This is a genomic window from Hydrogenophaga sp. SL48, assembly GCF_021729865.1.
In the GTDB taxonomy this organism is placed as follows: domain Bacteria; phylum Pseudomonadota; class Gammaproteobacteria; order Burkholderiales; family Burkholderiaceae_C; genus Hydrogenophaga.
Genome location: NZ_CP063400.1, coordinates 4,418,412 through 4,442,143, shown reverse-complemented (window position 1 = coordinate 4,442,143; position 23,732 = coordinate 4,418,412). Strand labels below are relative to the sequence as shown.

The 23,732-nt window shown below is 65.8% G+C and carries 29 protein-coding genes and 1 pseudogene; 19 read left to right on the top strand and 11 right to left on the bottom strand.

Annotation, left to right across the window (positions count from 1 at the left end):
* Positions 1 to 9: 9 nt before the first annotated feature.
* On the bottom strand, positions 10 to 792 hold the full coding sequence (locus IM738_RS21015) for an SDR family oxidoreductase (RefSeq protein WP_236962971.1): 783 nt from the start codon (positions 790 to 792) through the stop codon (positions 10 to 12).
* Positions 789 to 1,118: a nuclear transport factor 2 family protein gene (locus tag IM738_RS21010; RefSeq protein ID WP_236962970.1), complete on the bottom strand. Its 330-nt coding sequence runs from the start codon at positions 1,116 to 1,118 to the stop codon at positions 789 to 791. Before IM738_RS21010 ends, IM738_RS21015 begins: the two co-directional genes overlap by 4 nt.
* Before the next feature lie 99 nt (positions 1,119 to 1,217).
* On the opposite strand from IM738_RS21010, the gene IM738_RS21005 reads away from it, so the two are divergent.
* The 9 genes from IM738_RS21005 (at position 1,218) to IM738_RS20965 (ending at position 9,829) form a co-directional block, all read left to right on the top strand.
* Positions 1,218 to 2,138: a LysR family transcriptional regulator gene (locus tag IM738_RS21005; RefSeq protein ID WP_236962969.1), complete on the top strand. Its 921-nt coding sequence runs from the start codon at positions 1,218 to 1,220 to the stop codon at positions 2,136 to 2,138.
* Positions 2,139 to 2,533: 395 nt separating this feature from the next.
* Positions 2,534 to 3,712, top strand: coding sequence for an ABC transporter substrate-binding protein (locus tag IM738_RS21000; RefSeq protein ID WP_236962968.1), 1,179 nt, complete (start codon positions 2,534 to 2,536; stop codon positions 3,710 to 3,712).
* Between the two features lie 48 nt (positions 3,713 to 3,760).
* Positions 3,761 to 4,618, top strand: a complete 858-nt coding sequence (locus IM738_RS20995) for a branched-chain amino acid ABC transporter permease (protein ID WP_236962967.1) — start codon at positions 3,761 to 3,763, stop codon at positions 4,616 to 4,618.
* Complete coding sequence (locus IM738_RS20990) at positions 4,615 to 5,616, top strand: branched-chain amino acid ABC transporter permease (RefSeq protein WP_236962966.1); 1,002 nt, start codon at positions 4,615 to 4,617, stop codon at positions 5,614 to 5,616. The genes IM738_RS20995 and IM738_RS20990 overlap by 4 nt, the downstream gene beginning before the upstream one ends.
* Positions 5,617 to 5,677: 61 nt before the next feature.
* The gene (locus tag IM738_RS20985) at positions 5,678 to 6,424 is read left to right on the top strand and encodes an ABC transporter ATP-binding protein (RefSeq protein ID WP_236962965.1); all 747 of its coding nucleotides are present in this window, start codon (positions 5,678 to 5,680) and stop codon (positions 6,422 to 6,424) included.
* A gap of 8 nt (positions 6,425 to 6,432) precedes the next feature.
* Entirely contained in the window at positions 6,433 to 7,134 is a 702-nt protein-coding gene (locus tag IM738_RS20980; protein ID WP_236962964.1) for an ABC transporter ATP-binding protein, read from the top strand.
* 21 nt (positions 7,135 to 7,155) lie between these two features.
* Complete coding sequence (locus IM738_RS20975; RefSeq protein WP_236962963.1) at positions 7,156 to 7,734, top strand: MarR family winged helix-turn-helix transcriptional regulator; 579 nt, start codon at positions 7,156 to 7,158, stop codon at positions 7,732 to 7,734.
* A gap of 7 nt (positions 7,735 to 7,741) precedes the next feature.
* Positions 7,742 to 8,698, top strand: a complete 957-nt coding sequence (locus IM738_RS20970; protein ID WP_236962962.1) for a PDR/VanB family oxidoreductase — start codon at positions 7,742 to 7,744, stop codon at positions 8,696 to 8,698.
* Between the two features lie 36 nt (positions 8,699 to 8,734).
* The gene (locus IM738_RS20965; protein WP_236962961.1) at positions 8,735 to 9,829 is read left to right on the top strand and encodes an aromatic ring-hydroxylating dioxygenase subunit alpha; all 1,095 of its coding nucleotides are present in this window, start codon (positions 8,735 to 8,737) and stop codon (positions 9,827 to 9,829) included.
* A 79-nt stretch (positions 9,830 to 9,908) separates the two neighbouring features.
* Here the strand turns inward: IM738_RS20965 and IM738_RS20960 are convergent, their stop codons facing one another.
* From IM738_RS20960 to IM738_RS20950, 3 genes are read right to left on the bottom strand one after another with little or no spacing between them, the layout of a single operon-like run.
* Positions 9,909 to 10,598 (bottom strand): ArsR/SmtB family transcription factor, encoded by a 690-nt coding sequence (locus IM738_RS20960; RefSeq protein WP_236962960.1) that lies wholly within the window; start codon positions 10,596 to 10,598, stop codon positions 9,909 to 9,911.
* Positions 10,599 to 10,603: 5 nt separating this feature from the next.
* Positions 10,604 to 10,954 (bottom strand): antibiotic biosynthesis monooxygenase family protein, encoded by a 351-nt coding sequence (locus tag IM738_RS20955; protein ID WP_236962959.1) that lies wholly within the window; start codon positions 10,952 to 10,954, stop codon positions 10,604 to 10,606.
* A complete protein-coding gene (locus tag IM738_RS20950; RefSeq protein WP_236966380.1) occupies positions 10,951 to 11,289 on the bottom strand; it encodes an NIPSNAP family protein in 339 nt (112 codons plus the stop codon). The genes IM738_RS20955 and IM738_RS20950 overlap by 4 nt, the downstream gene beginning before the upstream one ends.
* Positions 11,290 to 11,550: 261 nt before the next feature.
* On the opposite strand from IM738_RS20950, the gene IM738_RS20945 reads away from it, so the two are divergent.
* Positions 11,551 to 12,159, top strand: coding sequence for a DUF4844 domain-containing protein (locus IM738_RS20945; RefSeq protein ID WP_236962958.1), 609 nt, complete (start codon positions 11,551 to 11,553; stop codon positions 12,157 to 12,159).
* Between the two features lie 569 nt (positions 12,160 to 12,728).
* Positions 12,729 to 13,358 carry a DUF4844 domain-containing protein gene (locus IM738_RS20940; RefSeq protein WP_236962957.1) on the top strand — a complete coding sequence of 210 codons (630 nt, stop codon included), beginning with the start codon at positions 12,729 to 12,731 and terminating at the stop codon, positions 13,356 to 13,358.
* A gap of 52 nt (positions 13,359 to 13,410) precedes the next feature.
* Here the strand turns inward: IM738_RS20940 and IM738_RS20935 are convergent, their stop codons facing one another.
* Positions 13,411 to 15,321 (bottom strand): FAD-dependent monooxygenase, encoded by a 1,911-nt coding sequence (locus IM738_RS20935; RefSeq protein ID WP_236962956.1) that lies wholly within the window; start codon positions 15,319 to 15,321, stop codon positions 13,411 to 13,413.
* A gap of 125 nt (positions 15,322 to 15,446) precedes the next feature.
* On the opposite strand from IM738_RS20935, the gene IM738_RS20930 reads away from it, so the two are divergent.
* Both IM738_RS20930 and IM738_RS20925 read left to right on the top strand, forming a co-directional pair.
* Complete coding sequence (locus tag IM738_RS20930; RefSeq protein WP_236962955.1) at positions 15,447 to 15,866, top strand: MarR family winged helix-turn-helix transcriptional regulator; 420 nt, start codon at positions 15,447 to 15,449, stop codon at positions 15,864 to 15,866.
* Between the two features lie 156 nt (positions 15,867 to 16,022).
* Positions 16,023 to 17,588, top strand: a complete 1,566-nt coding sequence (locus IM738_RS20925; RefSeq protein ID WP_272907701.1) for a methyl-accepting chemotaxis protein — start codon at positions 16,023 to 16,025, stop codon at positions 17,586 to 17,588.
* Positions 17,589 to 17,612: 24 nt separating this feature from the next.
* On the opposite strand, the gene IM738_RS20920 is transcribed toward IM738_RS20925, so the two are convergent.
* Positions 17,613 to 18,278: a nitroreductase family protein gene (locus IM738_RS20920; RefSeq protein ID WP_236962953.1), complete on the bottom strand. Its 666-nt coding sequence runs from the start codon at positions 18,276 to 18,278 to the stop codon at positions 17,613 to 17,615.
* A 125-nt stretch (positions 18,279 to 18,403) separates the two neighbouring features.
* The gene (locus IM738_RS20915; RefSeq protein ID WP_236962952.1) at positions 18,404 to 18,637 is read right to left on the bottom strand and encodes a 4Fe-4S binding protein; all 234 of its coding nucleotides are present in this window, start codon (positions 18,635 to 18,637) and stop codon (positions 18,404 to 18,406) included.
* Between the two features lie 20 nt (positions 18,638 to 18,657).
* Here IM738_RS20915 and IM738_RS20910 point away from each other — a divergent pair, with 20 nt between their 5' ends.
* Positions 18,658 to 19,125, top strand: coding sequence for a CoA-binding protein (locus IM738_RS20910; RefSeq protein WP_236962951.1), 468 nt, complete (start codon positions 18,658 to 18,660; stop codon positions 19,123 to 19,125).
* A 4-nt stretch (positions 19,126 to 19,129) separates the two neighbouring features.
* Positions 19,130 to 20,413 carry an O-acetylhomoserine aminocarboxypropyltransferase/cysteine synthase family protein gene (locus IM738_RS20905; protein ID WP_236962950.1) on the top strand — a complete coding sequence of 428 codons (1,284 nt, stop codon included), beginning with the start codon at positions 19,130 to 19,132 and terminating at the stop codon, positions 20,411 to 20,413.
* An 81-nt stretch (positions 20,414 to 20,494) separates the two neighbouring features.
* Here IM738_RS20905 and IM738_RS20900 read toward each other — a convergent pair whose 3' ends face one another.
* Positions 20,495 to 20,797: an RNA recognition motif domain-containing protein gene (locus tag IM738_RS20900; protein ID WP_236962949.1), complete on the bottom strand. Its 303-nt coding sequence runs from the start codon at positions 20,795 to 20,797 to the stop codon at positions 20,495 to 20,497.
* Between the two features lie 265 nt (positions 20,798 to 21,062).
* Between IM738_RS20900 and IM738_RS20895 the strand changes: the two genes are divergently transcribed.
* Together IM738_RS20895 and IM738_RS20890 are read left to right on the top strand one after the other, a co-directional pair.
* Positions 21,063 to 21,275, top strand: a complete 213-nt coding sequence (locus tag IM738_RS20895) for a heavy-metal-associated domain-containing protein (protein ID WP_236962948.1) — start codon at positions 21,063 to 21,065, stop codon at positions 21,273 to 21,275.
* Positions 21,276 to 21,289: 14 nt separating this feature from the next.
* Complete coding sequence (locus tag IM738_RS20890; RefSeq protein WP_236966379.1) at positions 21,290 to 21,709, top strand: PACE efflux transporter; 420 nt, start codon at positions 21,290 to 21,292, stop codon at positions 21,707 to 21,709.
* 46 nt (positions 21,710 to 21,755) lie between these two features.
* Here the strand turns inward: IM738_RS20890 and IM738_RS20885 are convergent, their stop codons facing one another.
* Positions 21,756 to 22,184, bottom strand: a complete 429-nt coding sequence (locus IM738_RS20885) for a thioredoxin family protein (RefSeq protein ID WP_272907700.1) — start codon at positions 22,182 to 22,184, stop codon at positions 21,756 to 21,758.
* 65 nt (positions 22,185 to 22,249) lie between these two features.
* On the opposite strand from IM738_RS20885, the gene IM738_RS20880 reads away from it, so the two are divergent.
* Both IM738_RS20880 and IM738_RS20875 read left to right on the top strand, forming a co-directional pair.
* Positions 22,250 to 22,531, top strand: coding sequence for an acylphosphatase (locus IM738_RS20880; RefSeq protein ID WP_236962946.1), 282 nt, complete (start codon positions 22,250 to 22,252; stop codon positions 22,529 to 22,531).
* Between the two features lie 52 nt (positions 22,532 to 22,583).
* Positions 22,584 to 22,781, top strand: a pseudogene (locus IM738_RS20875) (NYN domain-containing protein); the annotation flags it as partial.
* 101 nt (positions 22,782 to 22,882) lie between these two features.
* Here IM738_RS20875 and IM738_RS20870 read toward each other — a convergent pair.
* Positions 22,883 to 23,647: a hypothetical protein gene (locus IM738_RS20870; RefSeq protein ID WP_236962945.1), complete on the bottom strand. Its 765-nt coding sequence runs from the start codon at positions 23,645 to 23,647 to the stop codon at positions 22,883 to 22,885.
* Between the last annotated feature and the right edge of the window lie 85 nt (positions 23,648 to 23,732).

The window sequence follows — 23,732 nt, the reverse complement described above, 5'->3', positions numbered from 1 at the left end:
GCGCCCGTGTTAAACCGTCGGCACCGTGCCACCGTCGATCAGGTGCTCCGAACCCGAGATGGAGCCCGCGCGCGGTGACACCAGGAAAGTGATCAGGTCGGCCACCTCTTCCGGCCTGGCCGGGCGTCCGAGCGGGATGCCACCCAATGACTGCATGATGATCCGCTGGCCTCCCTCGTGGTCCGTCCCGGCCTGGCGGGCCAGCCGCTCGGCCAGCGCCACCGAGGCTTCCGTCTCGATCCAGCCGGGCGCGACGCTCAGCACGCGAACGCCCTTTGGGGTCACTTCTTTCGACAGCGCCTTGCTGTAGGTGGACAGGGCCGCCTTGGCCGCGGCGTAGGCGGTCGTCGATTCCGGCAGCGGCAGCAGGCGCTGGATCGAGCTGACGTGAACGATGACGCCGGAACCCTGGGCCAGCATGGCGGGCAGCAGCGCGCGGTCGAGCCGCACGGCGGGCATCAGGTTCTGGTTCAGCTCGTTGAACCAGTGCGCATCGTCCAGGGCCGCGAAGCCGCCACCCGGCGCGCTGGAGCCACCCAGCACGTTGACCAGGATGTCCACGCCGCCCCATTGGCGGAGCACCGATTGCGCCACGTCCGCCACCCCTTGCGCGGTGGTGAGATCGGCCGCGATGTAGGTCACGCCGTCGATGGCCGTCGCAGGCAGCGAACGCGCCGAGGTCATCACCTGCACACCCGCCGCGTGCAGGCCGCGCACCACGGCGGCGCCCACGCCCTTGGTACCGCCCGAGACCAGGGCGCGCTGGCCTTGAAGTTGAAGATCAAAGCTCATGCGGTGATCTCCAGCGATGCGATCAGGCCGCGCTCCAGTCGAAAGCGGTAGTGCAGGTTCACCGGGCTGCCGGGGAAGTTGCCGGCCACCCGGCCGCTGACGATGTGGTGCCCGTTGTCCTGATCGAGGGCGAAAGGCTCGGTCGTGTAGGCGAACCGGGCCGATGCGGCCGCCTTCCAGGCCCGGATGGCGTCCAGGCCAGCGTGGGTCCGGCCTTCGTCTTTCACGGTGGCTTGCGCCGTGAAGCAGCGGGCCAGCGCATCGGGGTTCTGCCGGTCGGCCGAGAAGTAGGCCGCGATGGGTTCGGGAAGATTCAGATCGGTCATGGTGAAGGCTCCTGGTGGGTGAAGGCCCAAGAATGCGATCACCGAAGAAATTAGTGAATCACCTAGAATCTGAACGGGTTGTTTAGCAATGAGTACACAATGCGCGGCTCCGACTACGCCGAACTGAAAGCCTTTGCCGCCGTGGTCGAACGCAGCAGCTTTGCGCGTGCCGCCGAACACCTCGGTGTGTCGCCTTCCGCGCTGAGCCAGACCATCCGGCAGCTCGAAGCCCGGCTGGGTGCGCGGCTGCTGAACCGCACCACCCGCAGCGTGGCGCCGACCGCAGCGGGCGAGCAACTGCACGCCCGCATCGCACCGCTGTTCCGGGCGATGGACGACGCCGTGGCCGAGGCCAGCGCGGCGGCGGGGCAGATGAGCGGAACGCTGCGCATCAACACGCTGGGCATGGCGGCCCGGCAGATCATTGCGCCGCGGCTGGGCCGGTTCCATCGAGCATTCCCGGACGTGACGCTGGACATCGTGGTCGACGACGGGCTGAGCGACATCGTCGCGGGCCGCTTCGATGCGGGCATCCGGGTGGGCGGGCGGCTGGAGAAGGACATGATCGCCGTGCGCCTCACGCCGGACGTGAAGATGGTCGCGGTGGCGTCGCCAGAGTACGTGGCCCGGCGCGGGCTGCCGCAATCACCCGCCGACCTGCATCACCACGCCTGCATCAACTGGCGGCTGCAGACCGACGGCCGGGCCTACCAGTGGGCGTTCGAGAAAAGGGGCCGGCGGATCGAGGTGGCGGCGTCCGGGCCCTTGGTCACCAACCACTCGGAGATCGGCGTCGCCGCCGCATTGCAAGGCTTGGGCATTGCCTATGCCTTCGACCGTGAGCGCGTCGATGAGCACCTCGCTCAGGGGCAGCTCGTGCAGGTGCTCGCCGACTGGTCGATCACACGGCCAGGGTTGTTCGTCTACTACTCGAACCGGCACCACCAGGCGGCGGTCCTGGGTGCATTCATCGATTGCCTGCTGGACCGTGACCTGACCAGGCCGACCCCTCAAGCTTGAGGGGCCAACAGGGGCAACAACGCCCTCTGCCCCGGCGGCGTCACCGCCACATCCCGCCCGGCCCCACGCCGCACCCAGCCCTGCCCCGCCATCAGGCCATCGAACAGCTGAGCGCCCGGTCGCCCCGCCAGGTGCCGTGGGTGTTCGCCGCGCTCGGCCACCACGGCCAGCGCCACCGTGACCCCCCTCGCGTTGTGGTGCGGGCCACGGGGCCCTGCAGCGCCGACGCTTGCTCGCCTTGCATCAAAAGCGGGGACCGGCTTTCGGTCGATACACGGGAAAACCCTGTGAAGTTGGTATTGCAACTGGTTGCTTTGCCAACCATAATTGACGCAGATCAAAGACGCGTGGTCCTGGAATGACCCAGGCGCTTCGCACACACCTGGAGACACACCATGAACCTCACCCGCCGCGCCATCGGCTGCGCACTGCTCGCCGCCTCCGGCCTTTCGCTGGCAACAACCCAGGCGCAAGCCCAGACCATCAAGGTCGGCATCGTGGGACCCTTCTCCGGCCCCTTCGCCCACTACGGTGCGCTGTTCAAGGCCGGCGCTGAAGGCTACGTGGCCACGCAAGGCGGCAAGCTGGCGGGCAAAGACATCGAGTTCATCTACCGCGACACCGGCGGCCCCAACCCAGGACAGACCAAAACCCTGGTGCAGGAATTGATCGTCAAGGACAAGGTCGACTACCTCGGCGGCTTCGTGTTCACGCCCAACGCCATGGCGGTCGCGCCGCTGATCCAGCAGTCCAAAACGCCCGCGGTCATCTTCAACGCCGCGACATCGGCCATCACCGACAAGTCCGAGTACTTCATCCGCACCAGCTACACGCTGTGGCAGGTGACGGTGCCCGTGGCGCAATGGGCGGCGAAGCAGAACATGAAGAAGGTGGTGACCGCCGTCACCGACTACGGCCCAGGCATCGACGCCGAAACCGCCTTCAAGAGCGAGTTCACCAAGCTGGGCGGCACCGTGGTCGAGAGCATCCGCATGCCCATCGCCACCACCGATTTCGGCCCGTTCGTGCAGCGCATCAAGGCCAGTGGCGCGCAGGCGGTCTACACCTTTCTGCCGGGCGGCCCACCCAACCTGGGCTTTGTGAAGGCGTACAACGAAAACGGTCTGGCCAAGGCCGGCGTGCAGTTCCTGGGCACGGCCGAGACCGACGAGTTCGACCTTCAAAAGCTCGGCGACGCGGCCATCGGCCTGACCACCGCGTTCCACTACTCCGGCGCGCACGACTCACCCGCCAACAAACAGTTCGTCGAGGCCTTGAAGAAGCAGGACCCGAACGTGGTGGCGAACTACGCCTCGGTGGGCGCCTGGGACGGCATGTTTGTCATCCACAAGATGATCGAGGCCACCGGCGGCCAGAAGGACGGTCTGAAGGCGATCACGGCCGCCCGATCCTTGAAGTGGGAAAGCCCACGCGGCCCGGTGCGCATCGACGCCAAGACACGCCACATCGTTCAGAACGTGTACCTGCGCAAGGTTGAAAAAGTGGGCGGTCTGCTGGTCAACAAGGAAGTGCAGAACTTCGGCGCACACATCGACCACGGGCTGGACAAATGAGCGGCCTGCTGCGACACCCGGTGACCTCCCTGCGATGAGCGCTCGCCCGTGAACACCTTCTTCAACATCCTGATCGACGGGCTGGCCTACGGCATGGTGCTGTTCGTCATCGCGGTCGGCCTGTCGGTCACGCTGGGGCTGATGCGCTTTGTCAACCTCAGCCACGGCGCCTTTGCCATGGTGGGCGGCTATTGCGCGGCGCTGCTGACCCGGGAGGCGGGGTGGAGCTTCTGGCTGGCGGTCCCGGCGGCCATTGTGTTGACGGGTCTTCTGGGGGCGGTGCTCGAAGCCCTCGTGTTGCGCCACCTGTACCAGCGCAAGGAGCTGGACCAGGTGCTGTTCACGATCGGTCTGAGCTTTGTGCTCATTGCCGCCACCAATGCGCTGGCCGGGCCGCAGGTGCAACTGATCACCTTGCCCGAGTCCCTCGCGGGTTCGGTCGATCTGGGCTTCCGCACCCTGCCCGCCCAGCGCTTGCTGGTGATCGGCGCGGGGCTGCTGGTGGCGCTGGCCGCGGCCTGGACGGTGACGCGCACCCGCTTCGGCATCTGGCTGCGGGCCGCCGTCGACCACAGCGGCACGGCCTCTGCCCTGGGCATCCCGATCCGCACCGTCCAATGCGCCAGCTTCGCGGCCGGCGCGGCGCTGGCCGGCTTCGGCGGCATCCTGGGCGCAGAACTCATGCCGCTGGAGCCGTACTACGCCCTCAAGTACCTGGTGCTGGTTCTCGTGGTGGTGGCTGTGGGCGGCATGGGCAGCATCGCCGGGTCACTGGCCGCGGCCGTGCTGCTGGGTGTCATCGAGACCGCCAGCAAGTACCTCGCCTCGGAATGGGGAAGCCTGTTCTTCTTTCTGGCCATGGCCGCCATCCTGGCCTGGCGTCCCAACGGGTTGCTCAAGCGATGAACACCACGACACTGCCGCGCCCTGCGCGCGCACCTGCAGCCCAGGGGCCAGGCGCACCGCGCTGCGCACCCGCCTGGCGGGCCCCGCTGGTCTTGCTGGCCATGGGCCTCGTGGCTTGCGCCCTGATGCCCGAACAACTGGGCCTGTTGACGCGCATCTTCATCACCGCCTTGTTCGTGCTTTCGCTCGACCTGGTGGTGGGTGTCGCGGGCCTGGCCACGCTGGGGCACGCCGCCCTGTTTGGCGTCGGGGCCTACGCCGCCGGCATCTTTGGGCTGCACGCCTTCCCCGACCCGTTGCTCGGACTCGGCGTGGGCATTGTGGCCGGTGCCGCGCTGGCCGGGCTGTCGGGCGCGTTTCTGTTGCGCTACCAGGGCTTCACCTTCCTGATGCTGACCGTGGCGATCTCGCAGATCCTGCTCAGCCTGGCCCAGAAGGCACGCGACTGGACGGGCGGCGACGATGGACTGGCTGGTTTTGTCATGGGGCCACTCCTCGGTCGGTTTGAGTTCGACCTCGAAGGCCGGGTGGCTTCGTTCTACGCGCTGGCGGTGTTGGTCGTTTTCTTCTATGCAGCGCGCCGCGTGGTGAATTCACCGTTTGGTCTGGCGGTGCGCGGCATTCACGAAAACCGCGCTCGCATGACGGCGCTCGGTACACCGGTGTTCGCCCGCCTGTGGTTGCTGTACACGGTGGCGGGGGCCATTGCGGGCGCGGCGGGTGCCTTGTCGGCCCAGACCAACGCCGTGGTCGGCATGGACAGCCTGTCGTTTGCCTTGTCGGCCGAGGCGCTGGTCATGCTCATCCTGGGTGGGGCGGGCCGCCTGACCGGCGCGCTGGTCGGCGCGGCGGTGTTCACGCTGTTGCACCACACGGCCTCGTCGATCAACCCCTATCACTGGTTGTTCGTGGTCGGTGCCTTGCTGATGCTGGTGGTGCTGGTGTCCCCGGCCAAGGCCTGGGCCTGGATGCGCCAGCGCGCCGGAGGTGCGGCATGAGCGCCGCGCCGGGCCGCCCCAAGCAAGCTCGCACCGCAGCTCGAAGAGCGGAGGTTGCCCTATGAGCCTTCTGCTCGACGTCCAAGCGCTGGACAAACGGTTCGGGGGCCTGCACGTCACCCGCCGCGTGTCGTTTCAACTGCGGGAAGGTGATCGCCTGGCCTTGATCGGCCCCAATGGTGCGGGCAAGACCACGCTGGTCAACCAGATCAGCGGGGTGCTCCAGCCCGACACCGGCGACGTGTTCCTGCGCGGCGAAAACGTCACCGCGCTCAGCCAGTCCCACCGCGTGCGCGCTGGCCTGGCCCGCACCTTCCAGATCACCACGCTGGCGCCCCACTTTGCGGTGCAGCGGCAGGTCGAGCTGGCGCTGTTCGAGCGCGAAGGTCTGACGGGTCGCATGTGGGGCAGCATCGACGCCTACCCCGTCCTGCAACAGGAAGCGCTCGACATCCTGCGGCGCTTCGGGCTGGCCGCCCACGCGGTCACCCCCACCCAGGACCTGGCGTACGGCGAACAGCGCCTGGTCGAGATGGCGCTGGCGCTGGCCCTGCGCCCCAAGGTCCTGTTGCTGGACGAGCCCATGGCCGGCGTGCCCAAGGGCGATGGCGCGCGCCTGCTGGCGTCGCTCGACGCGCTGCCCCGCGACATCGCCGTGCTCATCATCGAGCACGACATGGACCTGGTGTTCCGGTTTGCCACCCGCATCCTGGTGCTGGCCGACGGTGCCGTGCTCGCCGATGGCTCCCCCGACGAGATCCGGCGCGACCCCCTGGTCCGCGCGGCCTACCTGGGGAATGGAAAGTGAACGAACCCATGCTGAAACTCGACGGTGTGGTGGCAGGCTATGGCCCGACCACGGTCCTGGACGGGCTCACCTTTGAAGTCGCCAGAGGCGAACGGCTGGCCATGATCGGCCGCAACGGCGTCGGCAAGACCACGGCGCTGCGCGCCATCATGGGCCTGCTGCCCTTGCGCAGCGGCAAGGTCCATTTCCAGGGGCAGGATGTCTCGGCCCTGCTGCCCCATCAACGCGCCGATCTCGGGCTGGGCTATGTGCCTCAGACCCGCGACATCTTCCCCTCGCTGACGGTGGAAGAGAACCTGCTGGCGGGGCTCAAGCGGCGTCCGCGCAGCGCACTCGACGAGGCCTACGCCTTGTTCCCGCGCCTGGCCGAACGGCGCGGCAATGGCGGAACCCAGCTGTCGGGCGGTGAACAGCAGATGCTGTCGGTGGCCCGTGCGCTCCTGGGGCGGCCGTCGATGATGTTGCTGGACGAACCGCTGGAGGGCTTGGCGCCGCTCATCCGCCTGGAGCTGCTGCGCGCTTTCAGCAACATGAGCCAAGAGACCGGCATCGCCGTCATCATCGTGGAGCAGCAGGTCGATGAGGCCCTGGGCTACGCCCAGCGCGCCGTCATCCTGGACCACGGCACGGTCGTGCACAGCGCCAACGCGGGCCCATTGCTCGCTGACACCGAGACGCTGGAGCGCTGGGTGGGCATGGCTGTGCATTGACCGGGTGTTTAGCATCTCCGCATGAACACCCGCAAAACCACCCCTCCCTCCAAGGCCACCAATGCGGTCGATGTCGACAACGCGTCGGCCGACACCGTCAACCTGGATCGGTACGCCCCGGCCTACCTGACCTGGATCGCCAACAAGCTGTCGCGCGGTGCCTCACAGCACTACCTGAACATCTTTGACGTGGGGATCGAGACCTGGCGCTGCCTGGTGCTGCTGGCCATCGATGGTTCGATCTCGGCGCAGAAGGTGTCGCGCATCGTGGGCATGGACAAAGGGTCGGTCAGCCGCTGCTTCAAGGGCATGCAGGAAAAGGGGCTGATCCGCACCGAACTCGACGAAACGGACGGGCGCTTTCGCATCGCCGTGCTCACGCCCAAGGGCAGGGAGCTGCACGACCAGATCAAGGGCGTGGCGATGGAGCGGGAGCGTGCCTTCCTCTCGGTGCTCAACAAGAAAGAAGTGGATGTGCTGCTCGGCCTGTTGCGCCGCCTGCACGAAAACCTTCCGGCCGTGGAGACGGCCACGCAGGACTACCTGCAGGTCCATTTCCCCCAGGCCGTCGCCAAGCGACGGCCGCCCTCAGACGACTGACATCTCCATGAATGAATTGACGGTTCGGATAACGCAACGCAAGGAGGAGGCAGACGGCATCTGCAGCTTCGAGCTGGTGGCCGATTCAGCGGCGGCCTTGCCGGCGTTCACGGCGGGCGCGCACATCGACGTGCACGTGGCCCCCGGGCTGGTTCGCCAGTATTCGCTGTGCAACGACCCCGCTGAAACGGGCCGCTACCGCATCGCGGTGCTGCGCGAACCCGCGTCGCGGGGCGGCTCGGCCGGCATGCACGAACGGGTGCGCGTGGGGGATCGGCTCCAGGTGAGCGCACCCAGGAACCACTTCCCCCTCGCACCGGCCACGCGCAGCCTGCTGCTGGCGGGTGGCATCGGCGTCACGCCCATTCTGGCGATGGCGACCACCCTGCACCGGGCCGGCAGCGCGTTCGAGATGCACTACTGCGGCCGCTCACGCCACCGCATGGCCTTTGTGGACGAACTCGCACGGTCGGCGTTTGCCGCGCAGGTGCAGGTGCATGCCGACGATGGCGCCCCCGAGCAGCGGCTGGACGCTGAACAGTTGCTGTCACAGCCCGATGCTGACACTCATTTGTACGTGTGCGGACCATCAGGCTTCATGGACCATGTGCTCGACACCGCCCGCAGGCTGGGCTGGCCCGAGTCTCGGCTGCACCGGGAGTACTTCGCCGGCACGGTGACCGCCTCGGAAAACGACGCGGCGTTCGACGTGCGCGTGGCCAGCAGTGGCCTGGTGCTCCGGGTGCCGTCCGACCAGCGGGTCATCGACGTGCTGGCGGCCCATGGGGTGGAGGTGCCGGTGTCCTGCGAGTCCGGGGTGTGTGGCACCTGCCTGACGCGCGTGCTCGAAGGCACGCCCGACCACCGGGACAGCTTTCTGACCGACAGCGAACGCCAGGCCAACGACCAGTTCACGCCTTGTTGCTCCAGGGCCTGTTCACCGCTGCTGGTGCTCGACCTCTGACCGCACTTTGACCACCTGCCCTACAAGGAGACTTTCATGACCGCCCGTTGCATCCCCATCCAGCCCGCCAGAACAGCCGACACCAGCCCCTTCCCGCTCGACCAGTGGTACGTGGCCGGGTTCTCGTCTGAGCTCACCGACAAACCCATCGCACGCACCTTCCTGAACCACAAGGTGGTGTTGTTCCGCACGGGCGACGGGCAGTTTGCGGCCCTGGAAGACCGTTGCTGCCACCGTTCGTTGCCGCTCTCATGCGGCACGGTGGAAGGCGGCGGCGTGCGTTGTGGGTACCACGGCATGTTGTACGCACCCAGCGGCCAATGCATTGAAATCCCCGGCCAGGAGCGCATCCCCGCCAAGGCCAGGGTCAAGGCGTATGCGGTGGTCGAGAAAAACCACATCCTCTGGATCTGGATGCCCAAGGTCGACGGCACCGCGCCGACCACCAGCGCACCCGACTACCCGCACCACGACGACCCGCGCTACAAGTTCGGCAGCGGCAACTACCACTACAACGCCCCGTGGCAACTCATCCACGACAACCTGCTGGACCTCAGCCACCTCGGGTACGTGCACCTGAAGACGATCGGGGGCAACGCGCGCCTGCACATGAATGCCGAGATGAAGGTTTCCGCAGAGGGGGATCACGTGCGTGTCGTGCGCCTGATGCCGGATTCCGCACCGCCTCCCACCTACAAGGCGGCCTGGCCCTTCGGTGACAAATGCGAGCGCTGGCAGGAGATCGAATTCCACCTGTCGCACCTCCGCATCTGGACCGGCGCGGTCGAGCCTGGCACCGACGCCATCGACGACCCGGATCGGGGCGGCTTCCACATGCGCGGCTTCCACGGCATCACACCCGAGACCGACGCGACCTGTCACTACTTCTGGAGCATGTCCAGCAACAAGCACCCCGACATGCCGGAGAACATCGACGAAGTGATCAGGCAGACGGCCTTCACCTTCGACGAAGACCGCGTGGTGATCGAGGCCCAGTACAAGAACATGCTTGAATTTGGGGAACAGGCGACCTGGACCGACATCCACGTCGACGTGGGTGCCAACCGCGCCCGGCGCATCGTTTCGCGACTGCTCGAACAGCAACACGTGGAAAGAATGGCAGAAGCCTGACCTGCCGCGACGGGTGGGCAGTGCCAGTGCAGTCGATCAAAATCCCGCCGACATGCGCCCCTGGAGCAACCACCGCGACTCAGCCTTCTCGTCCCAGCAGCGGTATCAAGGACCTGTGACCCAGCGGCGTCACCGCCACATCCCGCCCCGCCCCACGCCGCACCCAACCCTGCGCCACCAGGTGCAGGTACAGCTGATCGGCCAGTTGCCCCGCGAGGTGATCGCGCCGCTCGGACCAGTCGAGGCACGGGTAGGCGAAGCGCCTTTTCTTGCCGGGCTGAGGCGGCTCGAAGCCCAGGCGCTGGCACCACGCGCGGCCGCTGTCGGTGAGCGTGTAACCCGTGCTCACCGGTTGCAGCCCGTCCACCGCCATCAGGCCGTCAAACAACCGGATGCCCAGCCGCCCCGCCAGGTGCCCGTAACAGCAGCGCGCGTAGCGCAGGCGCGCCCGCTCGGGTGATGACCACTCGCTGTCGTGCTCGCCGCGCTCGGCCACCACGGCCAGGGCTTCCAGCGCGTGCGCCACGTCGGCGTCGGCCAGCCGGTAGTAGCGGTGGCGCCCGCGCGGTTCGCAGACCACGAAGCGGGCTTCGAGCAACTGTGCCAGGTGGCCGCTGGCGGTGGCGGGTGAGACGGACGCGGCCTTGGCCAGCTCGCTGGCGCTGGCGCATTCGCCGCTGAGCAGATAGGCCAGCATGCGCGAGCGCGCCGGGTCGGCCACCATGGCGGCCACGCGGGCAAGGCGGGGTTCGTGCGGGGTGCTGGTCATGGCCCTCAGCGTAGCGCAGCCCGCGAGTCTTCGGGCGCCTGCGCACGGTCATGCAAGCCGTAGTCACTCAGTACCTCGGTCACGGTCACGCGCAGGCGGTACCCCGCGAACATGTCCGTCCGCCCTGCTTGCTGCGCGGCGCGGTGGTGTGCGTGGCCGCGCCACGCGCGCACGGCCGCTTCGTCGCGCCAGAAGCTCAGCGACAGGTAGCGATCCGACCGGGCCAGGCTTTCAAAGCGCTCCACCGAGAGGAACCCGTCGGTGGCCTGCAGCTCGGGCAGCAGGGCCGCCGCGATGTCGAGGTAACGCGGCCCGGCGCCTTCGAATGCATCGACCTCCAGGATGACCGCGATCACGGCGCCACCTGCCGGGGCTGGTGGCGCGTGCCGGGCACGTCTTCGAGCCAGCTGCGTTCTTCGCGCAGGATGAAGCGCTGCGCCTGCGCCATCTCGAAGTTGGCGCGGCCTTCGGCGTCGCTGCGCAGCACGGCGCGGTAGCGTTCGTAGGCGGCGAGGCTGTCGAAGCCGATCAGGCCCCAGGCGATGTCGTTGCTGCCTTCGTGCGGCAAAAAGTAGCCGAGCAGCTCGCCGCCGCAGCGGGGAATGATGCGGCCCCAGGCCTCGGCGTAGCGGCGGAAGGCTTCGCGCTGAAAGGGGTCGATTTGGTAGCGGATGAAGCAAGTGATGGGCATGTCGTTGGGCGCTGGGTGGAACAGGGTGTCCACTGTGCGGCAGGCTGGCCGTCGGATGCTTTGGTGTGGACCGAAGCGTCGATGGCTTCCGCTGTTCTCGTGGGAAGGACGCAGATGGTTCGAGCCATGCCAACGGATACGATGTTCTTCCTTCCAGGGAGATTCCGCACCATGTCAACTCGCGCACGCCGAGCGCTCCTCTTGTCCGCACTGCTCAGTGCAGTGTCCACCCACTCATGGCCAAACCCATCGGAGAAGGCGATGAGCACCCCTGACCGACAACAGGCGCTTGCCCGGTTCATTGCGAAAAAGAAGTTCGTTGAGGAGGCTGGCTACCCCGGCGCCACCAACGAACCAGACCGGCTCCGGTATGAAGCGATGGTGAACGACCTCGCGCGCTCTTTGGGTGAACTCGCGCCAGCCGACCAGACAAAGCCAGTGGTGCTGGAGATGTTTAAACCCACGATGGAGGCGTTTGAGAACGCTGACAGCGAAGAGCGGGATCGCTTCCTGTTGTATCTCAAAGAGTTGATGGTCATCTTCGGCATCGACAGCTCGGACGGTGTCCTCAACAAGTGGCGTTATGGCTTCGACCCGAACGACAGCATGGATGTGATCAACGCTAATGCATTGGTGGCCATGACGGTCGCTGAGCGCGAACTGTTGAAGCGTCTTGAGGGCATGACGGCCGCGAACGCCGGCGAGTTGCTGCGTTCGGTTCTTGGCCAACCAGCCACCGACACCAACTTGATCAAGATGTGGTTCCTGACACCGGACGCGAGTTCTGCGATGGGTCTGACGATGCAGGGAGGTGCCGTCGCGTTCGTCTGGATGGCGAAGGGCCGTTTCATGTACTCGCGAAGACTGTGACGGTTGACCGGTCAGTGGACTGGTTTCGCGTCCAAATGCCAATACCGCCATGAACTTCATTGGTGCTTTCATGAACCTTAGCTTCGTCCACGTTTCACTGGTCATTGCAACAACGCTCGCATTGCCTTTGCCAGTATGGCCTGCAGAATGCGCGGCTCCACCTGTGCTTACGGCGGAGCATGCGGCTTGTCTCGGTCGCCAGTTTATTGAACGCGGCCCACCCCCGCCCTGGGAGTTGAAGTACGAAGCTCGGGACGCAGGATCCCATTGGGTCGTGTACTACGGGCCCAACCAACATGGTGTGCGTGGTGGTGGTGGCGAACTAAGCATCGGCATGAAGTCGGGCAAGGTCCGCTTTATCCGGGGGGCTCGTTAAAGCCATGCCATCCGCTGTGGACCTTTGACCATGTACGTCGTGCCCATGCGGATCGGCTGAAGAAACGCCCTTTCAGAGCACCGCTTCATCAACAACTCTTGACATGCCACACCCTTCCCGCCGAACCCTTCTCCTGTCCGCCCTTCTCTGTGCGGCGTCCGTCCACGTGTGGGCCAACCCCGCAGGCCAGGGGATGACCCCCGACGATCGCAGGCTGGCCCTGGACCGCTTCATCGCGAAGAAGAAGTTCGTGAAGGAGCCGTTTTACCTCGTCGACCTGGACGAAGCAGACCGCCTCAAGTACGAAGCCTGGGTGAACCAGCTGGCGCGCTCACTGCGCCAGCTGGCGCCGGCCAGACAGATCAAACCGGTCGTGCTGGGGATGTTCAAGCCGGTGATGAAGAAGTTCGAGAACACCGAAGGCGAGGATCAGGATCGGTTCCTTGGGTACCTCGTCGAACTGATGGAGATTTTCGGCATCGAGAGTTCGGACGGCCTGCTGAGCAAGTGGCGCTACGGTCATGACATGACAGAGGAGATGAAAGCGCGCGACGCCCAGACGCAAGCGCTCAACGCCCAGGCGCTCGCAGCCATGACACCCGATGAACGCGCGTTGCTGGAGCGCCTTCACGCCATGACGAAGGCCGAGGCCGAGGAGATGCTGCGATCCCTTTTCGGCGCCCCCGTTTTCGAAGGCGAGGGCGGCAAGATGTGGTCGGCGACAGCCACCGACCGCTCGTCCATCCTGAGCTTGTTGGAGCGGTGGGGCGCGGTCTTCCTCATCTGGAAGATTGGCGAGCTCACCTACTTCCGCCGGCTCTGAGATCTGTCCTGCGCGTGTTGCGCTGTCTCACCTCACCTCACCTCATCTCACCTCAGCGCAGCACGCCGGCGAAGTAGGCCGACAGTTCCTCATACCCATCCAGCGGCAGCACGTTCGCCACGTACTGGTCCGGCCGCACGACGATGATGCAGCCCTTCTCTCGATCAATCCCGCGCATGTCGTAGATGTCGCCCGCGCCCTTGTGGTCCACGCAGAAGATCTTTTCGTGGTCCTGCAGGCCGAGCTTGCCGGTCCGGGGCTTGAGCAGCGAGGGCATGTGCTCGTAGGCGAGCTGGTCGAAGGTCTGCTGGAAGATGGCGCGCACGTCGATCACCGCATCGATGTCTTCGCCCTTTCGGGTGTGCTTGACCACCGGTGACTTCGGGTCGGTCTCCAGCCAGTCGGCCAGTTTGTGAATCGCCGAGCCCGGGGCCGAGCTGTCCGCCTGGCCCGCGAAGGCGTAGAGGCGCCAGCGGGCGTCGGCCTCGGCGGCGTGGCCCAGCTGCATCTGCTTCGCATCGGACAGGCGCACCACGGGGGCGGAGTGGAAGCGGCGGCCGATGGCTTCGCCCTGGGCCAGCGCCTGGTGTGTGCCGGGCGCGAACAGGGTGGAGGTGTCGTACTTCACCGCAGTGCCGCCGGTGAATTCGAGGTTGGCCTTGAACTGGCGGATGATGCGCGGCTCCTCGGTGCCGTCGCGCTCGGCCTGGGTGGTGGGCGCCGACATGATGCGCGACCACTCGTGGTCGGTGTCGACCAGCCGCTTGGCTTCGGTCAGGCGCTCTTTGGAGTAGCTGCGCAGCAGGCTGGCATCGGCCCGGCCCTGCAGCACGTGCACCAGCTTCCAGCCGAGGTTGAAGGTGTCCTGCATCGAGACGTTCATGCCCTGGCCGGCCTTGGGCGAGTGGGTGTGGCAGGCGTCGCCCGCGGTGAACACGCGGGGGCAACGGTCCGAGCCTTCGGACACGTCGTCGAACTTGTCGGTGATGCTGTGGCCGATGTCGTAGATCGACCACCAGACCACTTCCTTCACGTCGAGCGAATAGGGTTGGATGATGCGCTTGGCCGCCGAGATCAGGTCGTCCTGCGTGAACTTGCGGCTCGCGGCTTTCTCGCCGTCCTTGAGCTTGTCGAGTTCGACATACATCCGGAAGATGTAGCCGCCCTCGCGCGGCAGGATCAGCACGTTGCCTTCGCTCGCCGACGAGATCAGGCACTTCTGGCGCACGTCGGGGAAGTCGGTGTTGGCCAGGATGTCCATCACGCCCCAGGCCTGGTGCGCGGCGTCGCCGTGCAGTTCGCCGCCGATGGCCTTGCGCACGGCCGAGTGCGCGCCGTCGCAGCCGACCACGTAGTTCGCCCGCACCGTGCGCGTGGCCCACCAGTTCACGCCGCTGGCGTCCTTGAGCGTCACGGTCACCGGGTGGTCGTCGGTGGTTTCATCGATGGTCAGGCCCACGATCTCCCAGCTGTAGTCGGGCTCCAGGCGTGAAGGCGAGTTCTTCATGACTTCGAGGAACAGCTCGTGCAGCCGCGCCTGGTTGATCAGGATGTGCGGCATCTCCGAGCTGTCGTCGGCCACGTCCTGCACCCGGCCGACGCGCTGGATGTGCTGCGGGTTGACGGGGTCGGGCATCCAGAAGTTGGTCTGGTTCACCCAGTAGGTCTCGCGCTTGACCTTGTCGGCGAAACCGAAGGCCTGGAACATTTCCATGGTGCGCGTGTTGATGCCGTCGGCCTTGCCCTTGATGATGTTGGTGGGCATGCGCTCGACGATCATGGTCTCGATCTGTGGGAACTGCGCCAGCTGCGCGGCCAGGCAGAGGCCTGCGGGGCCGGTGCCGGCGATCAGCACATCCACCTTCTCGGGCAGGGGCTCGTTGGTGCCCCGGTTGCGGCGGTTGGGCGCGGCCTGCTTGATGTCAGGGTTGCCTCCGCGGAAGCCATCTTTGTAGAACTGCATGGGTTGTCTCCTGGGTTGACGGACACCGCGAGCGATTGGTGTGTAGGCAAATGATATCTATACTTACTATCTGCTGTCAAGACGGTACGTATACTTATCAATAACCTCGGAAACGGAGCGCTTGGATGGACTCACTCGACATGGCTGGGCACCTGATCCGCCGCCTGCACCAGCAGTCCACCCTGGTCTTCGTGCAGCGCACGCAGGCGGCGGGTTTTGACCTGACGCCGATCCAGTTCGCGGCGCTCGACGCGATCCACAACCACCCGGGCACGGACCAGGCGACGGTGGCCGAGCTGATCGCCTACGACCGCGCCACCATCGGCGGCGTCATCGAGCGTCTGGAGCAGAAGGGCTGGGTGGCCCGCGTCGTGAGCGAGCGCGACCGCCGGGCGCGCGAACTGTCGCTGACCCCTGAAGGGCAACGCATCTTCAAGGCGCTGGTGCCGGTCGTGCGGGGCCTGCAGGATCACATCCTGCCGTCGCTGGGCGACGCTGACCGCGCGCGTTTTCTCAAGCTGGCCCGGCAGGCGGTCGGGCAGTAGTCGCACCCTTTCGCGCCGCCCGCTCCCCCGACGAAGATCGCGACGGCATACCTCGATTCTGGCTGCCGCATAGTTCTTCAGGAGTATTCAGAGCGACCCGCACCGCGCCGAAGAACTCCGCATCAGGCCGCGGTGTGCGCGTGCCAGGAGTCAAGCATGTGGAGTGTGTCCAGGTTCCGGATCGGTGCGCGGTTGGCGACCGGGTTCGGGTTGATGTTGTTGCTCATTGCCGGGCTGGTGGCCTCGGCGTTTCTGTCGCTGCGGCAGATCGGGCGGGAAAACAGCCAGCTGATCGGTCAGGAGCTGGTGAAGGTGGGTGCGGTGTCGGTGATCGACACGGCCACGCGCGCCAACGGCCTGAACACGGCCGAGCTGCTGCTGGTGGAGCCGTCGCAGTGGCCGGTGGTGCAGGCGCGCATCGACACCAACCGCAAGGCCATCGACGAGGCCCTGCTCACGCTGGACCGGCTGGTGGCGCTGCCCGAGGGCAAAGCCGCGCTGGCGGCGCTGCGCACGGACCGCGCCGCCTACGTGGCCTCCTTCGTCAAGGTCGGGCCGCTGGTGCAGGCGGGCCGGATCGACGAGGCGCAGCAGCTGATGCGCAGCGAGACCCTGCCGGCGCTGGCGCGCCTGCAACAGCCGATCGACACCCTGCGCAAGCTGCAGGATCAACTGGCGCAGCAGCGCGGCGAGGCCGTGAGCGGTGCCATCCGCGACGCCGACCGGCTGCAGCTGGGGCTGGGCGCGGCCGCGCTGGCCCTGGGCCTGCTGGCCTCGGTGGTGCTCGCGCGCAGCATCGTGCGCCCGCTGAAGCAGGGCGTGGCGGTGGCGGGACGCATCGCGGCCGGCGACCTCACGCAGGCCGTCGAGGTGCAGGGGCGCGACGAGGTGGCCGATCTGATGCGGGCGCTGGGCGCCATGCAGGACGGGCTGCGCAGCCTGGTGGGCCAGGTGCACCGCGGGGTGGACCATGTGGGCTCGGCCTCGGCGCAGATCGCCAGCGCCAACAAGGACCTGAGCAGCCGCACCGAGGCGCAGGCCAGTGCGCTGGAGCAGTCGGCCGCGTCGATGGAGCAGCTCGGCGGCGCCATCGCCATCACGGCCGACAGCGCGCAGGCGGCCCGCACGCTGGCCACCGACGCCTCGCGGGTGGCCGAGGCCGGCGGCGAAACGGTGGCCGCGGTGGTGCGCACCATGCGCAGCATCGACGGCTCGTCGCGGCGCATCGCCGAGATCATCGGTGTGATCGACGGCATCGCGTTCCAGACCAACATCCTCGCGCTCAACGCCGCGGTGGAAGCGGCGCGCGCGGGTGAACAGGGTCGGGGGTTTGCGGTGGTGGCCGCCGAGGTGCGGTCGCTGGCCGGCCGGTCGGCCGACGCGGCGCGGCAGATCAAACAACTGATCCAGGCGAGCGTGGACCAGGTCGGTTCAGGCACCCAGCTGGCCGACCAGGCCGGCGCTTCGATGACCGAGGTGGTCGGCGCCATCCGCCGGGTGAGCCAGCTGGTGGTCGACATCGCCGGCGCCATGCAGGAGCAGAGCATCGGCGTGAGCCAGATGGGCGAGGCCATCACCCAGCTGGACCAGGCCACCCAGCAGAACGCGGCCCTGGTCGAAGAGACCGCCGCCGCCTCGCAGAGCCTGGACGATCAGGCGCGCGAGCTGGTGGCCTCGGTGGGCGTGTTCCGCACCGGGCACCCCGCGCGGCAGGCGGCCTGACGCCGTCCAAAGGCTCGGATCACTTCACTTCACTTCGGTCGCGAACTGCTCCAGCGGGCGGCGCACCTTCTTCAGGTTCACCAGCCAGTCGCCTTCGTCGGCGCGGTAGCCCAGCGGCAGGATCGCGACGCTGCGCAGGCCACGCTCGCGCAGCTTCAGGATCTCGTCGAGCTTGGCGGGGTCGAAACCCTCCATGGGCGTGCTGTCCACCTCTTCAAACGCGGCGGCGATCAGCGCGGCGCCCAGGCCGATGTAGGCCTGGCGCGCGGCGTGGTTGAAGTTCACCTCGGCGTCGCGCTGCGGGTAGCTGTTCAGAAGCATCTGGCGGTAGTTTTCCCAGCCCTCGTTGGTGCCACCGCGCTGCTCGTTCGTCAGGTCGAACATGTGGTTGATGCGCTCGGCGGTGTAGTTGTCCCAGGCGGCGAACACCAGCAGGTGCGAGCCGTCGGTGATCTGCGCCTGGTTCCAGGCGATGGGCTGGATCTGCTCGCGCACGGCCTTGCTGGTGACCACGAAAATCTCGTAGGGCTGCAGGCCACTGGAGGTGGGCGCCAGGCGCGCGGCCTCGACGATGCGGTCCACTTTGTCTTGCGGCACGGCCTTGGAGGCGTCCATCTTCTTGGCGGCGTAGCGCCACTGCAGTTTGTCGAGCAGGACGGGGGCGTGGACGGGTTGCGACAGATCGCTCATGGGGGTTTCTCCGGTGGGGGTGGCGCCCACACGGCGTGGGCGGATGGGGCATCTTGTCGCACTGCAGCATGGCGTGCAGGCTGTCGCGGGGAAGACGTGGCGTGTTCCGCCCATGTGCCGCCGCGTCAGCGCGCCGGCGGCAGATCGGGTATACGCACCATCGTGATCGCATCAAACGGGCACCTCACCGCGCACTTGCCGCAGCCCGTGCAACCGGCCTCGTCGTGCAGCTGAGAAAACTTCTTCCAGTGCGCCACTTCGAGCGACAGCACATGCGGCGGGCACACCGCCACGCACCAGCCACAGCCGGTGCAGCGGGTCTTGTGAATGACAGGCAGTGCCTTGCGTTCGGTCGCCATGGCGTTATTGTGTGGGCACCATGCAAGACGACATCCCCACCCTGCGCCGCATCCTTGCGCGCGACCGCACCATCGCCGTGGTCGGCCTCTCGGCCGAATGGCATCGCCCGAGCTTTTTCGCCGCCAAGTACATGCAGGAGCACGGCTACCGCATCGTGCCGGTGAACCCGCGCTACCCGGAGATCCTGGGCGAGAAAAGCTATGCGCGGCTGGAGGACATCCCGTTCCCCGTGGACATGGTGGACGTGTTCCGCAAGGTCGAAGAGATCCCCGCCATCGCGAAAAGCGCGGCGGCCATCGGCGCCAAGACGCTGTGGCAACAGCTCGGCCTGATGAGCGAAGAAGCCGACCGCATCGCGACCGAAGCGGGCCTCGATTCCATCTGGGACCGCTGCGTGAAGATCGAGCACGCGCGATTGTTCGGCGGCCTGAACTGGGCGGGCGTGAACACCAAGGTCATCTCGGCTCAGCGGCCGAAGCAGGGCTGACACCATGGCCGACCGCCACTTCCAGCCCGAGACGCTCGCCATTCACGCCGGCCAGATCCCCGACGCCGCCACCGGCGCGCGCGCCCTGCCGATCTACCAGACGACCAGCTTCGTCTTCGACAGCGCCGAACACGCGGCCAGCCTGTTCAACCTGCAGACCTTTGGCAACGTCTACTCGCGCCTCTCCAACCCCACGGTCGCGGCGCTGGAAGAACGTGTGGCCGCGCTCGAAGGTGGCCGCGCGGCCGTGGCCACCGCCAGCGGCATGGCGGCCGAAGCGCTGGCGCTCACCACGCTGCTGCAGGCCGGCGACCACGTGGTCGCGGCCGGTGCGCTCTACGGCGGCAGCGTCACCATGCTCGCGGTCAACCTCAGGAAGTTCGGCATCGAGACCACCTTCGTGGACGCGACGAACCCCGACGCCTTCGCCGCCGCCATCCGCCCGAACACGCGCGCCGTGTTCGCCGAAACGCTGGGCAACCCGAGCATGGTGGTGCTCGACATCGGCGCGATCGCCGAGGTGGCCCACGCCCATGGCCTGCCGCTGATCGTGGACAACACCGTGCCCAGCCCCTTCCTGTGCAACCCGCTGAAACACGGTGCCGACATCGTGGTGCACAGCGCCACCAAGTACCTCGCCGGTCACGGCACCACGCTGGGCGGCGTGGTGGTGGAAGGCGGCAAGTTCCCTTGGGACAACGGCAAGTTCCCCGGCATGACCGAACCCAGCCCGGGTTACCACGGCGTGAAGTTCCACGAGACCTTCGGCGACTTCGCTTTCACCATGCGCTGCCGCATGGAAGGCCTGCGCGTCTTCGGCGCCGCGCTCTCGCCCACCAGCGCCTGGCAGATCCTGCAGGGTGTGGAGACGCTGCCGTTGCGCATGGAGCGCCACTGCAGCAACGCGCTCGCCGTCGCGCAGTATTTGAAAGACGACCCGCGCGTGGGCTGGGTCAACTACCCCGGCCTGCCCGACCACCCGCAACACGACCTCATGAAAAAGCAGATGCGCGGCGCCTCCGGCCTGCTCGCCTTCGGCGTCAAAGGTGGGCTGGAGCAGGGCGTGAAGTTCATCGAAAGCGCGCAGTTCATGAGCCACCTGGTCAACATCGGCGACACGCGCACCCTCATCAGCCACCCCGCCAGCACCACCCACCGTCAGCTCGATGCGGCCCAGCAACTGGCGGCCGGCGTGCCGCCCGACATGGTGCGCATCTCCGTGGGGCTGGAGCACATCGACGACATCCTGTGGGACATCGACCAGGCGCTGGAGCGTGCGACCGCCTGAACGCCGGCAAGAAACAGCGCCGCATCACACGGGCGAAAAAAAACCGGCCCATGGCCGGTTTTTCTGCGAGCGCGAGAGCGCTCAGTAGCCGCCGCGTCCGCCGCGGTCACCGCCGCCGTAGCCGCCGGTGCTCGGCTCTTTCGGGCGCGAGATGTTGACCACGATCGAGCGGCCGCCGACGGACATGCCGTTCAGGCCCTGGATGGCGGCTTCGGCCTGTTCGGCGTTGCCCATTTCCACGAAGGCAAAGCCTTTGGAGCGACCGGTGTCACGGTCCATCATGACCTTGGCGGAGGTCACGTCGCCGTATTCGGCAAAATTGGTGCGCAACGAAGCGTCGTCGGCGGTGTAGGGCAGGTTGCCCACGTAAAGTTTGCTGCTCATGATGAGCCTTTCAGAGAGAGTGCGCCGAGATCGGGACAGGCCCGCGGCGCAAGGGAAAGCGATGTCTGTGGGACACCGCAGGAACGGTGTGCGGTGATCGCCTTGGGGCAGAACACCGCACTGAGACGGGCCTGGCATCGCCTGGGGCGACCGGCCTTGAGGACCCGGATGGACAATGCCAGCGAACCTCGCTCAAGCCCATGATTATATTCTCTTGATTTATATAAAGATAGCTTTATATTTTCCGGAGTTTGAAAGAAACCCCATGCCCGAGACCACCTTCCACATCCCCACCCTGCACACGCAGGAAGACGCCGACGCCGTCATGTTCGAACTGCAAGACCTGCCCTGCGTGAACCAGGCCGACGTCAACCTCGCCGAACACACCGCCTGGGTCAGCCACACCGCCATGATCTCGGCCGACGACATCGCGGCCAAGCTGCAGGAAGCGGGCTACGAGGCGCAGGTGCAGGCGTGAACCCAGGCATGAACCTGCAAGGCATCCGCCGAAAGATCGTTTACGTCAGCCTGTTTGAGGTGGTGGCCGTTGCCATCACCAGCACCGGTCTCGCCGCCGGCTCGGACAGCAGCCTGCAGCACGCCAGCGTGATCGCCGTGGCCACCTCCGTCATCGCGGTGGTCTGGAACCTGGTCTACAACACCCTCTTCGAGCGCTGGGAAGCGCGCCAGACCGTGCGAGGCCGCAGCTTCCAGCGCCGCGCTGCCCACGCCATCGGTTTTGAGCTGGGCTTCATCGTCTCGCTGGTGCCGCTGTTTGCGTGGTGGCTGGACATCGGCTTCTGGCACGCGCTGGTGCTCGACCTGGGTCTGTCGCTCTTCTTCCTCGTCTACACCTTCGCCTTCAACCTCGGCTTCGACAAGGTGTTTGGCCTGCCGGCGTCTGCCGCCTGAGCGTCGGCAAGCCCCTTGTGGATGGCGGCCTGCTGGCGCGAGCGGTTCACAGCGGCGGCATCTCGGGGCCGCGCAAGCGCGGCCAGACATGCGCCGCGAGTGCGGCCGCCGGAGCGATCACCTCCGGCGGCGCCGAGCCCTCCGCCCCCAGCCGTGCCACCAGCCGTTCCAGAAAATCCGCCTGCGGCGGCACCGCGCCCAGGTACAGCGCCCGGCCCTCGCGGCCCAGCAACACGGTCGGAAAGGTCTCGATGTCCAGCCCCACCGCGTCCATCAGCTCGGCTTCGTCTTCGATGTCCAGCCAGCGCCACTGCACCTGCGGATGCCGCACCGCCAGCGCCTCCATCACCGGGCGCCAGTCCCGGCAGGCACTGCACCAATCCGCACACAGACATAGCACCCACACTGTGCGATTCCTTTGAACAACAAGGGGAGCGCCGGGGGCGGCGCGATGAAAGAGGCGAGGCCATGGCATGGCGTCGCGGTATCGTCGGTCAGCATAACCCGCACCCCGGAGCCCGCCATGAACGACACCCCCCCATGAGCAAGCCCATCACCCGCCACCTGCGCATCACTGGCCGCGTGCAAGGCGTGGGCTACCGCTGGAACATGGCGCAGCAGGCTCGCGCGCTGGGCGTGAACGGCTGGGTGCGCAACCGGCTGGATGGGAGTGTGGAGGCCGTGGTTTGTGGGTCGGCGGAGGCGGTGCAGGCGTTGGTGGGCTGGGCAAAGCGCGGGCCGATCGGGGCGCTGGTGGATGGGGTTGCGGTGGGTGAGGTGGAGGGTGTTTTCGAGGGGTTTGAGCAGCGGGAGACAGATTAGCCCGCGTGGCGCCACCTATGATGTATTCACCATCAGAGGGAGGCCAGCACACATGGCAAGCAATCACCACACCGACAACGAATCGCGCGTCGCCGTCTTGGTGGACTGCGACAACACAACCCCAGAAATTCTGGAATACGCCTTGCGCGTTGTCGCGCAGTTCGGCCGCGTCGTGCTGCGCCGCGGCTATGGCAACCACACCACCTTGGCCAACAAGTGGCAAGAGGCCTTGGTCCGCCTCGCTTTCACACAGTCAACTCGTACATAGCACCTGTTTAGAGTTAATTCAAAACTGCGTCTACGTATCTATTCTGGCGTCAGCGAGGGAATGTCCGAGTCAATTGTGCTTAATTAGGGTTGATTATCCATTTGCTTCTCAAGCAGATTGGTGGCTTTCTGAAGCACCTCCATTCGCTTTATAGACTCTTCTACTGCCGCTTCAATTAAAGGGGGGCGTCGCCACTCGCTATTGAGCTTTTTCATTGCATCCGAAAAGAGCAGTTGAGATGTGGATGGATGCTTGTTGGCACTAACGGCATGCTCAAGAGTCAACTGTAAATTTAGGTTTCCTTCCCGCACGGCGGTAGTAAGGTTTTCAAAATCTTCGACTGAGATAACGAAGATATTCTCTAGGGGGAGTTTGACGTGATGTTGCATCTGAACATCAGAGGCATTCTTTTCAGAATAGAGTCGCAGCAATTGGTGCCCATTCCCGACTATTAGTTCCCGGCTGGTAACCACAATCAAGTAGTCTGTTGTCTTGTTCGGGCAATCATCGAAAGACTCTGGCTTGCTTCGGATTAGATTGCTAATGGTCTGTCCTTGGTGGATTGCTTTCCTCAGGTGCTTGGTTTTCTCAAATGCAGATTTTGTATTCTCTTGAACTAATACATCATCCGAAAATAAACTCATCTTTGCTTCGATAAGAATATTGCAGTCTTTTTCTTGAATTATGGCTTCGACCGACGAACTTCCCGGTCCTAGTCTTTGTTTAATATCTTTCTCTGTAAGATAGGGTAAATTCACCTGCTGAACAAGAGTGATTACGTACTTTTCGAAAACCTTGCTAAGGAAGGTCTGCACAACACCCGCTACGGCGCGAGGTGATGCATGCAATTTCAAATGATGGCGATTTCAGGCTCACGAGGGCGCTTTGTTGGCCGATTTCGCCCTGATTCGTGGCCGTTGGCCGCATTCGGAC

Excerpts from the sequence above, each read along its gene's own strand:
- IM738_RS20950 (WP_236966380.1), bottom strand. The coding sequence starts at position 11,289 with ATGCCCATCACTTGCTTCATCCGCTACCAAATCGACCCCTTTCAGCGC.
- IM738_RS20925 (WP_272907701.1), top strand. The coding sequence starts at position 16,023 with ATGTGGAGTGTGTCCAGGTTCCGGATCGGTGCGCGGTTGGCGACCGGG.
- IM738_RS20940 (WP_236962957.1), top strand. The coding sequence starts at position 12,729 with ATGACCCCCGACGATCGCAGGCTGGCCCTGGACCGCTTCATCGCGAAG.
- IM738_RS20880 (WP_236962946.1), top strand. The coding sequence starts at position 22,250 with ATGAGCAAGCCCATCACCCGCCACCTGCGCATCACTGGCCGCGTGCAA.
- IM738_RS20965 (WP_236962961.1), top strand. The coding sequence starts at position 8,735 with ATGACCGCCCGTTGCATCCCCATCCAGCCCGCCAGAACAGCCGACACC.
- IM738_RS20945 (WP_236962958.1), top strand. The coding sequence starts at position 11,551 with ATGAGCACCCCTGACCGACAACAGGCGCTTGCCCGGTTCATTGCGAAA.
- IM738_RS20900 (WP_236962949.1), bottom strand. The coding sequence starts at position 20,797 with ATGAGCAGCAAACTTTACGTGGGCAACCTGCCCTACACCGCCGACGAC.
- IM738_RS20910 (WP_236962951.1), top strand. The coding sequence starts at position 18,658 with ATGCAAGACGACATCCCCACCCTGCGCCGCATCCTTGCGCGCGACCGC.
- IM738_RS20915 (WP_236962952.1), bottom strand. The coding sequence starts at position 18,637 with ATGGCGACCGAACGCAAGGCACTGCCTGTCATTCACAAGACCCGCTGC.
- IM738_RS20985 (WP_236962965.1), top strand. The coding sequence starts at position 5,678 with ATGAGCCTTCTGCTCGACGTCCAAGCGCTGGACAAACGGTTCGGGGGC.
- IM738_RS20895 (WP_236962948.1), top strand. The coding sequence starts at position 21,063 with ATGCCCGAGACCACCTTCCACATCCCCACCCTGCACACGCAGGAAGAC.
- IM738_RS21005 (WP_236962969.1), top strand. The coding sequence starts at position 1,218 with ATGCGCGGCTCCGACTACGCCGAACTGAAAGCCTTTGCCGCCGTGGTC.
- IM738_RS20975 (WP_236962963.1), top strand. The coding sequence starts at position 7,156 with ATGAACACCCGCAAAACCACCCCTCCCTCCAAGGCCACCAATGCGGTC.
- IM738_RS20960 (WP_236962960.1), bottom strand. The coding sequence starts at position 10,598 with ATGACCAGCACCCCGCACGAACCCCGCCTTGCCCGCGTGGCCGCCATG.
- IM738_RS20970 (WP_236962962.1), top strand. The coding sequence starts at position 7,742 with ATGAATGAATTGACGGTTCGGATAACGCAACGCAAGGAGGAGGCAGAC.
- IM738_RS20905 (WP_236962950.1), top strand. The coding sequence starts at position 19,130 with ATGGCCGACCGCCACTTCCAGCCCGAGACGCTCGCCATTCACGCCGGC.
- IM738_RS21015 (WP_236962971.1), bottom strand. The coding sequence starts at position 792 with ATGAGCTTTGATCTTCAACTTCAAGGCCAGCGCGCCCTGGTCTCGGGC.
- IM738_RS20885 (WP_272907700.1), bottom strand. The coding sequence starts at position 22,184 with ATGCCATGGCCTCGCCTCTTTCATCGCGCCGCCCCCGGCGCTCCCCTT.
- IM738_RS20990 (WP_236962966.1), top strand. The coding sequence starts at position 4,615 with ATGAACACCACGACACTGCCGCGCCCTGCGCGCGCACCTGCAGCCCAG.
- IM738_RS21000 (WP_236962968.1), top strand. The coding sequence starts at position 2,534 with ATGAACCTCACCCGCCGCGCCATCGGCTGCGCACTGCTCGCCGCCTCC.
- IM738_RS20980 (WP_236962964.1), top strand. The coding sequence starts at position 6,433 with ATGCTGAAACTCGACGGTGTGGTGGCAGGCTATGGCCCGACCACGGTC.
- IM738_RS20920 (WP_236962953.1), bottom strand. The coding sequence starts at position 18,278 with ATGAGCGATCTGTCGCAACCCGTCCACGCCCCCGTCCTGCTCGACAAA.
- IM738_RS20930 (WP_236962955.1), top strand. The coding sequence starts at position 15,447 with ATGGACTCACTCGACATGGCTGGGCACCTGATCCGCCGCCTGCACCAG.
- IM738_RS21010 (WP_236962970.1), bottom strand. The coding sequence starts at position 1,118 with ATGACCGATCTGAATCTTCCCGAACCCATCGCGGCCTACTTCTCGGCC.
- IM738_RS20935 (WP_236962956.1), bottom strand. The coding sequence starts at position 15,321 with ATGCAGTTCTACAAAGATGGCTTCCGCGGAGGCAACCCTGACATCAAG.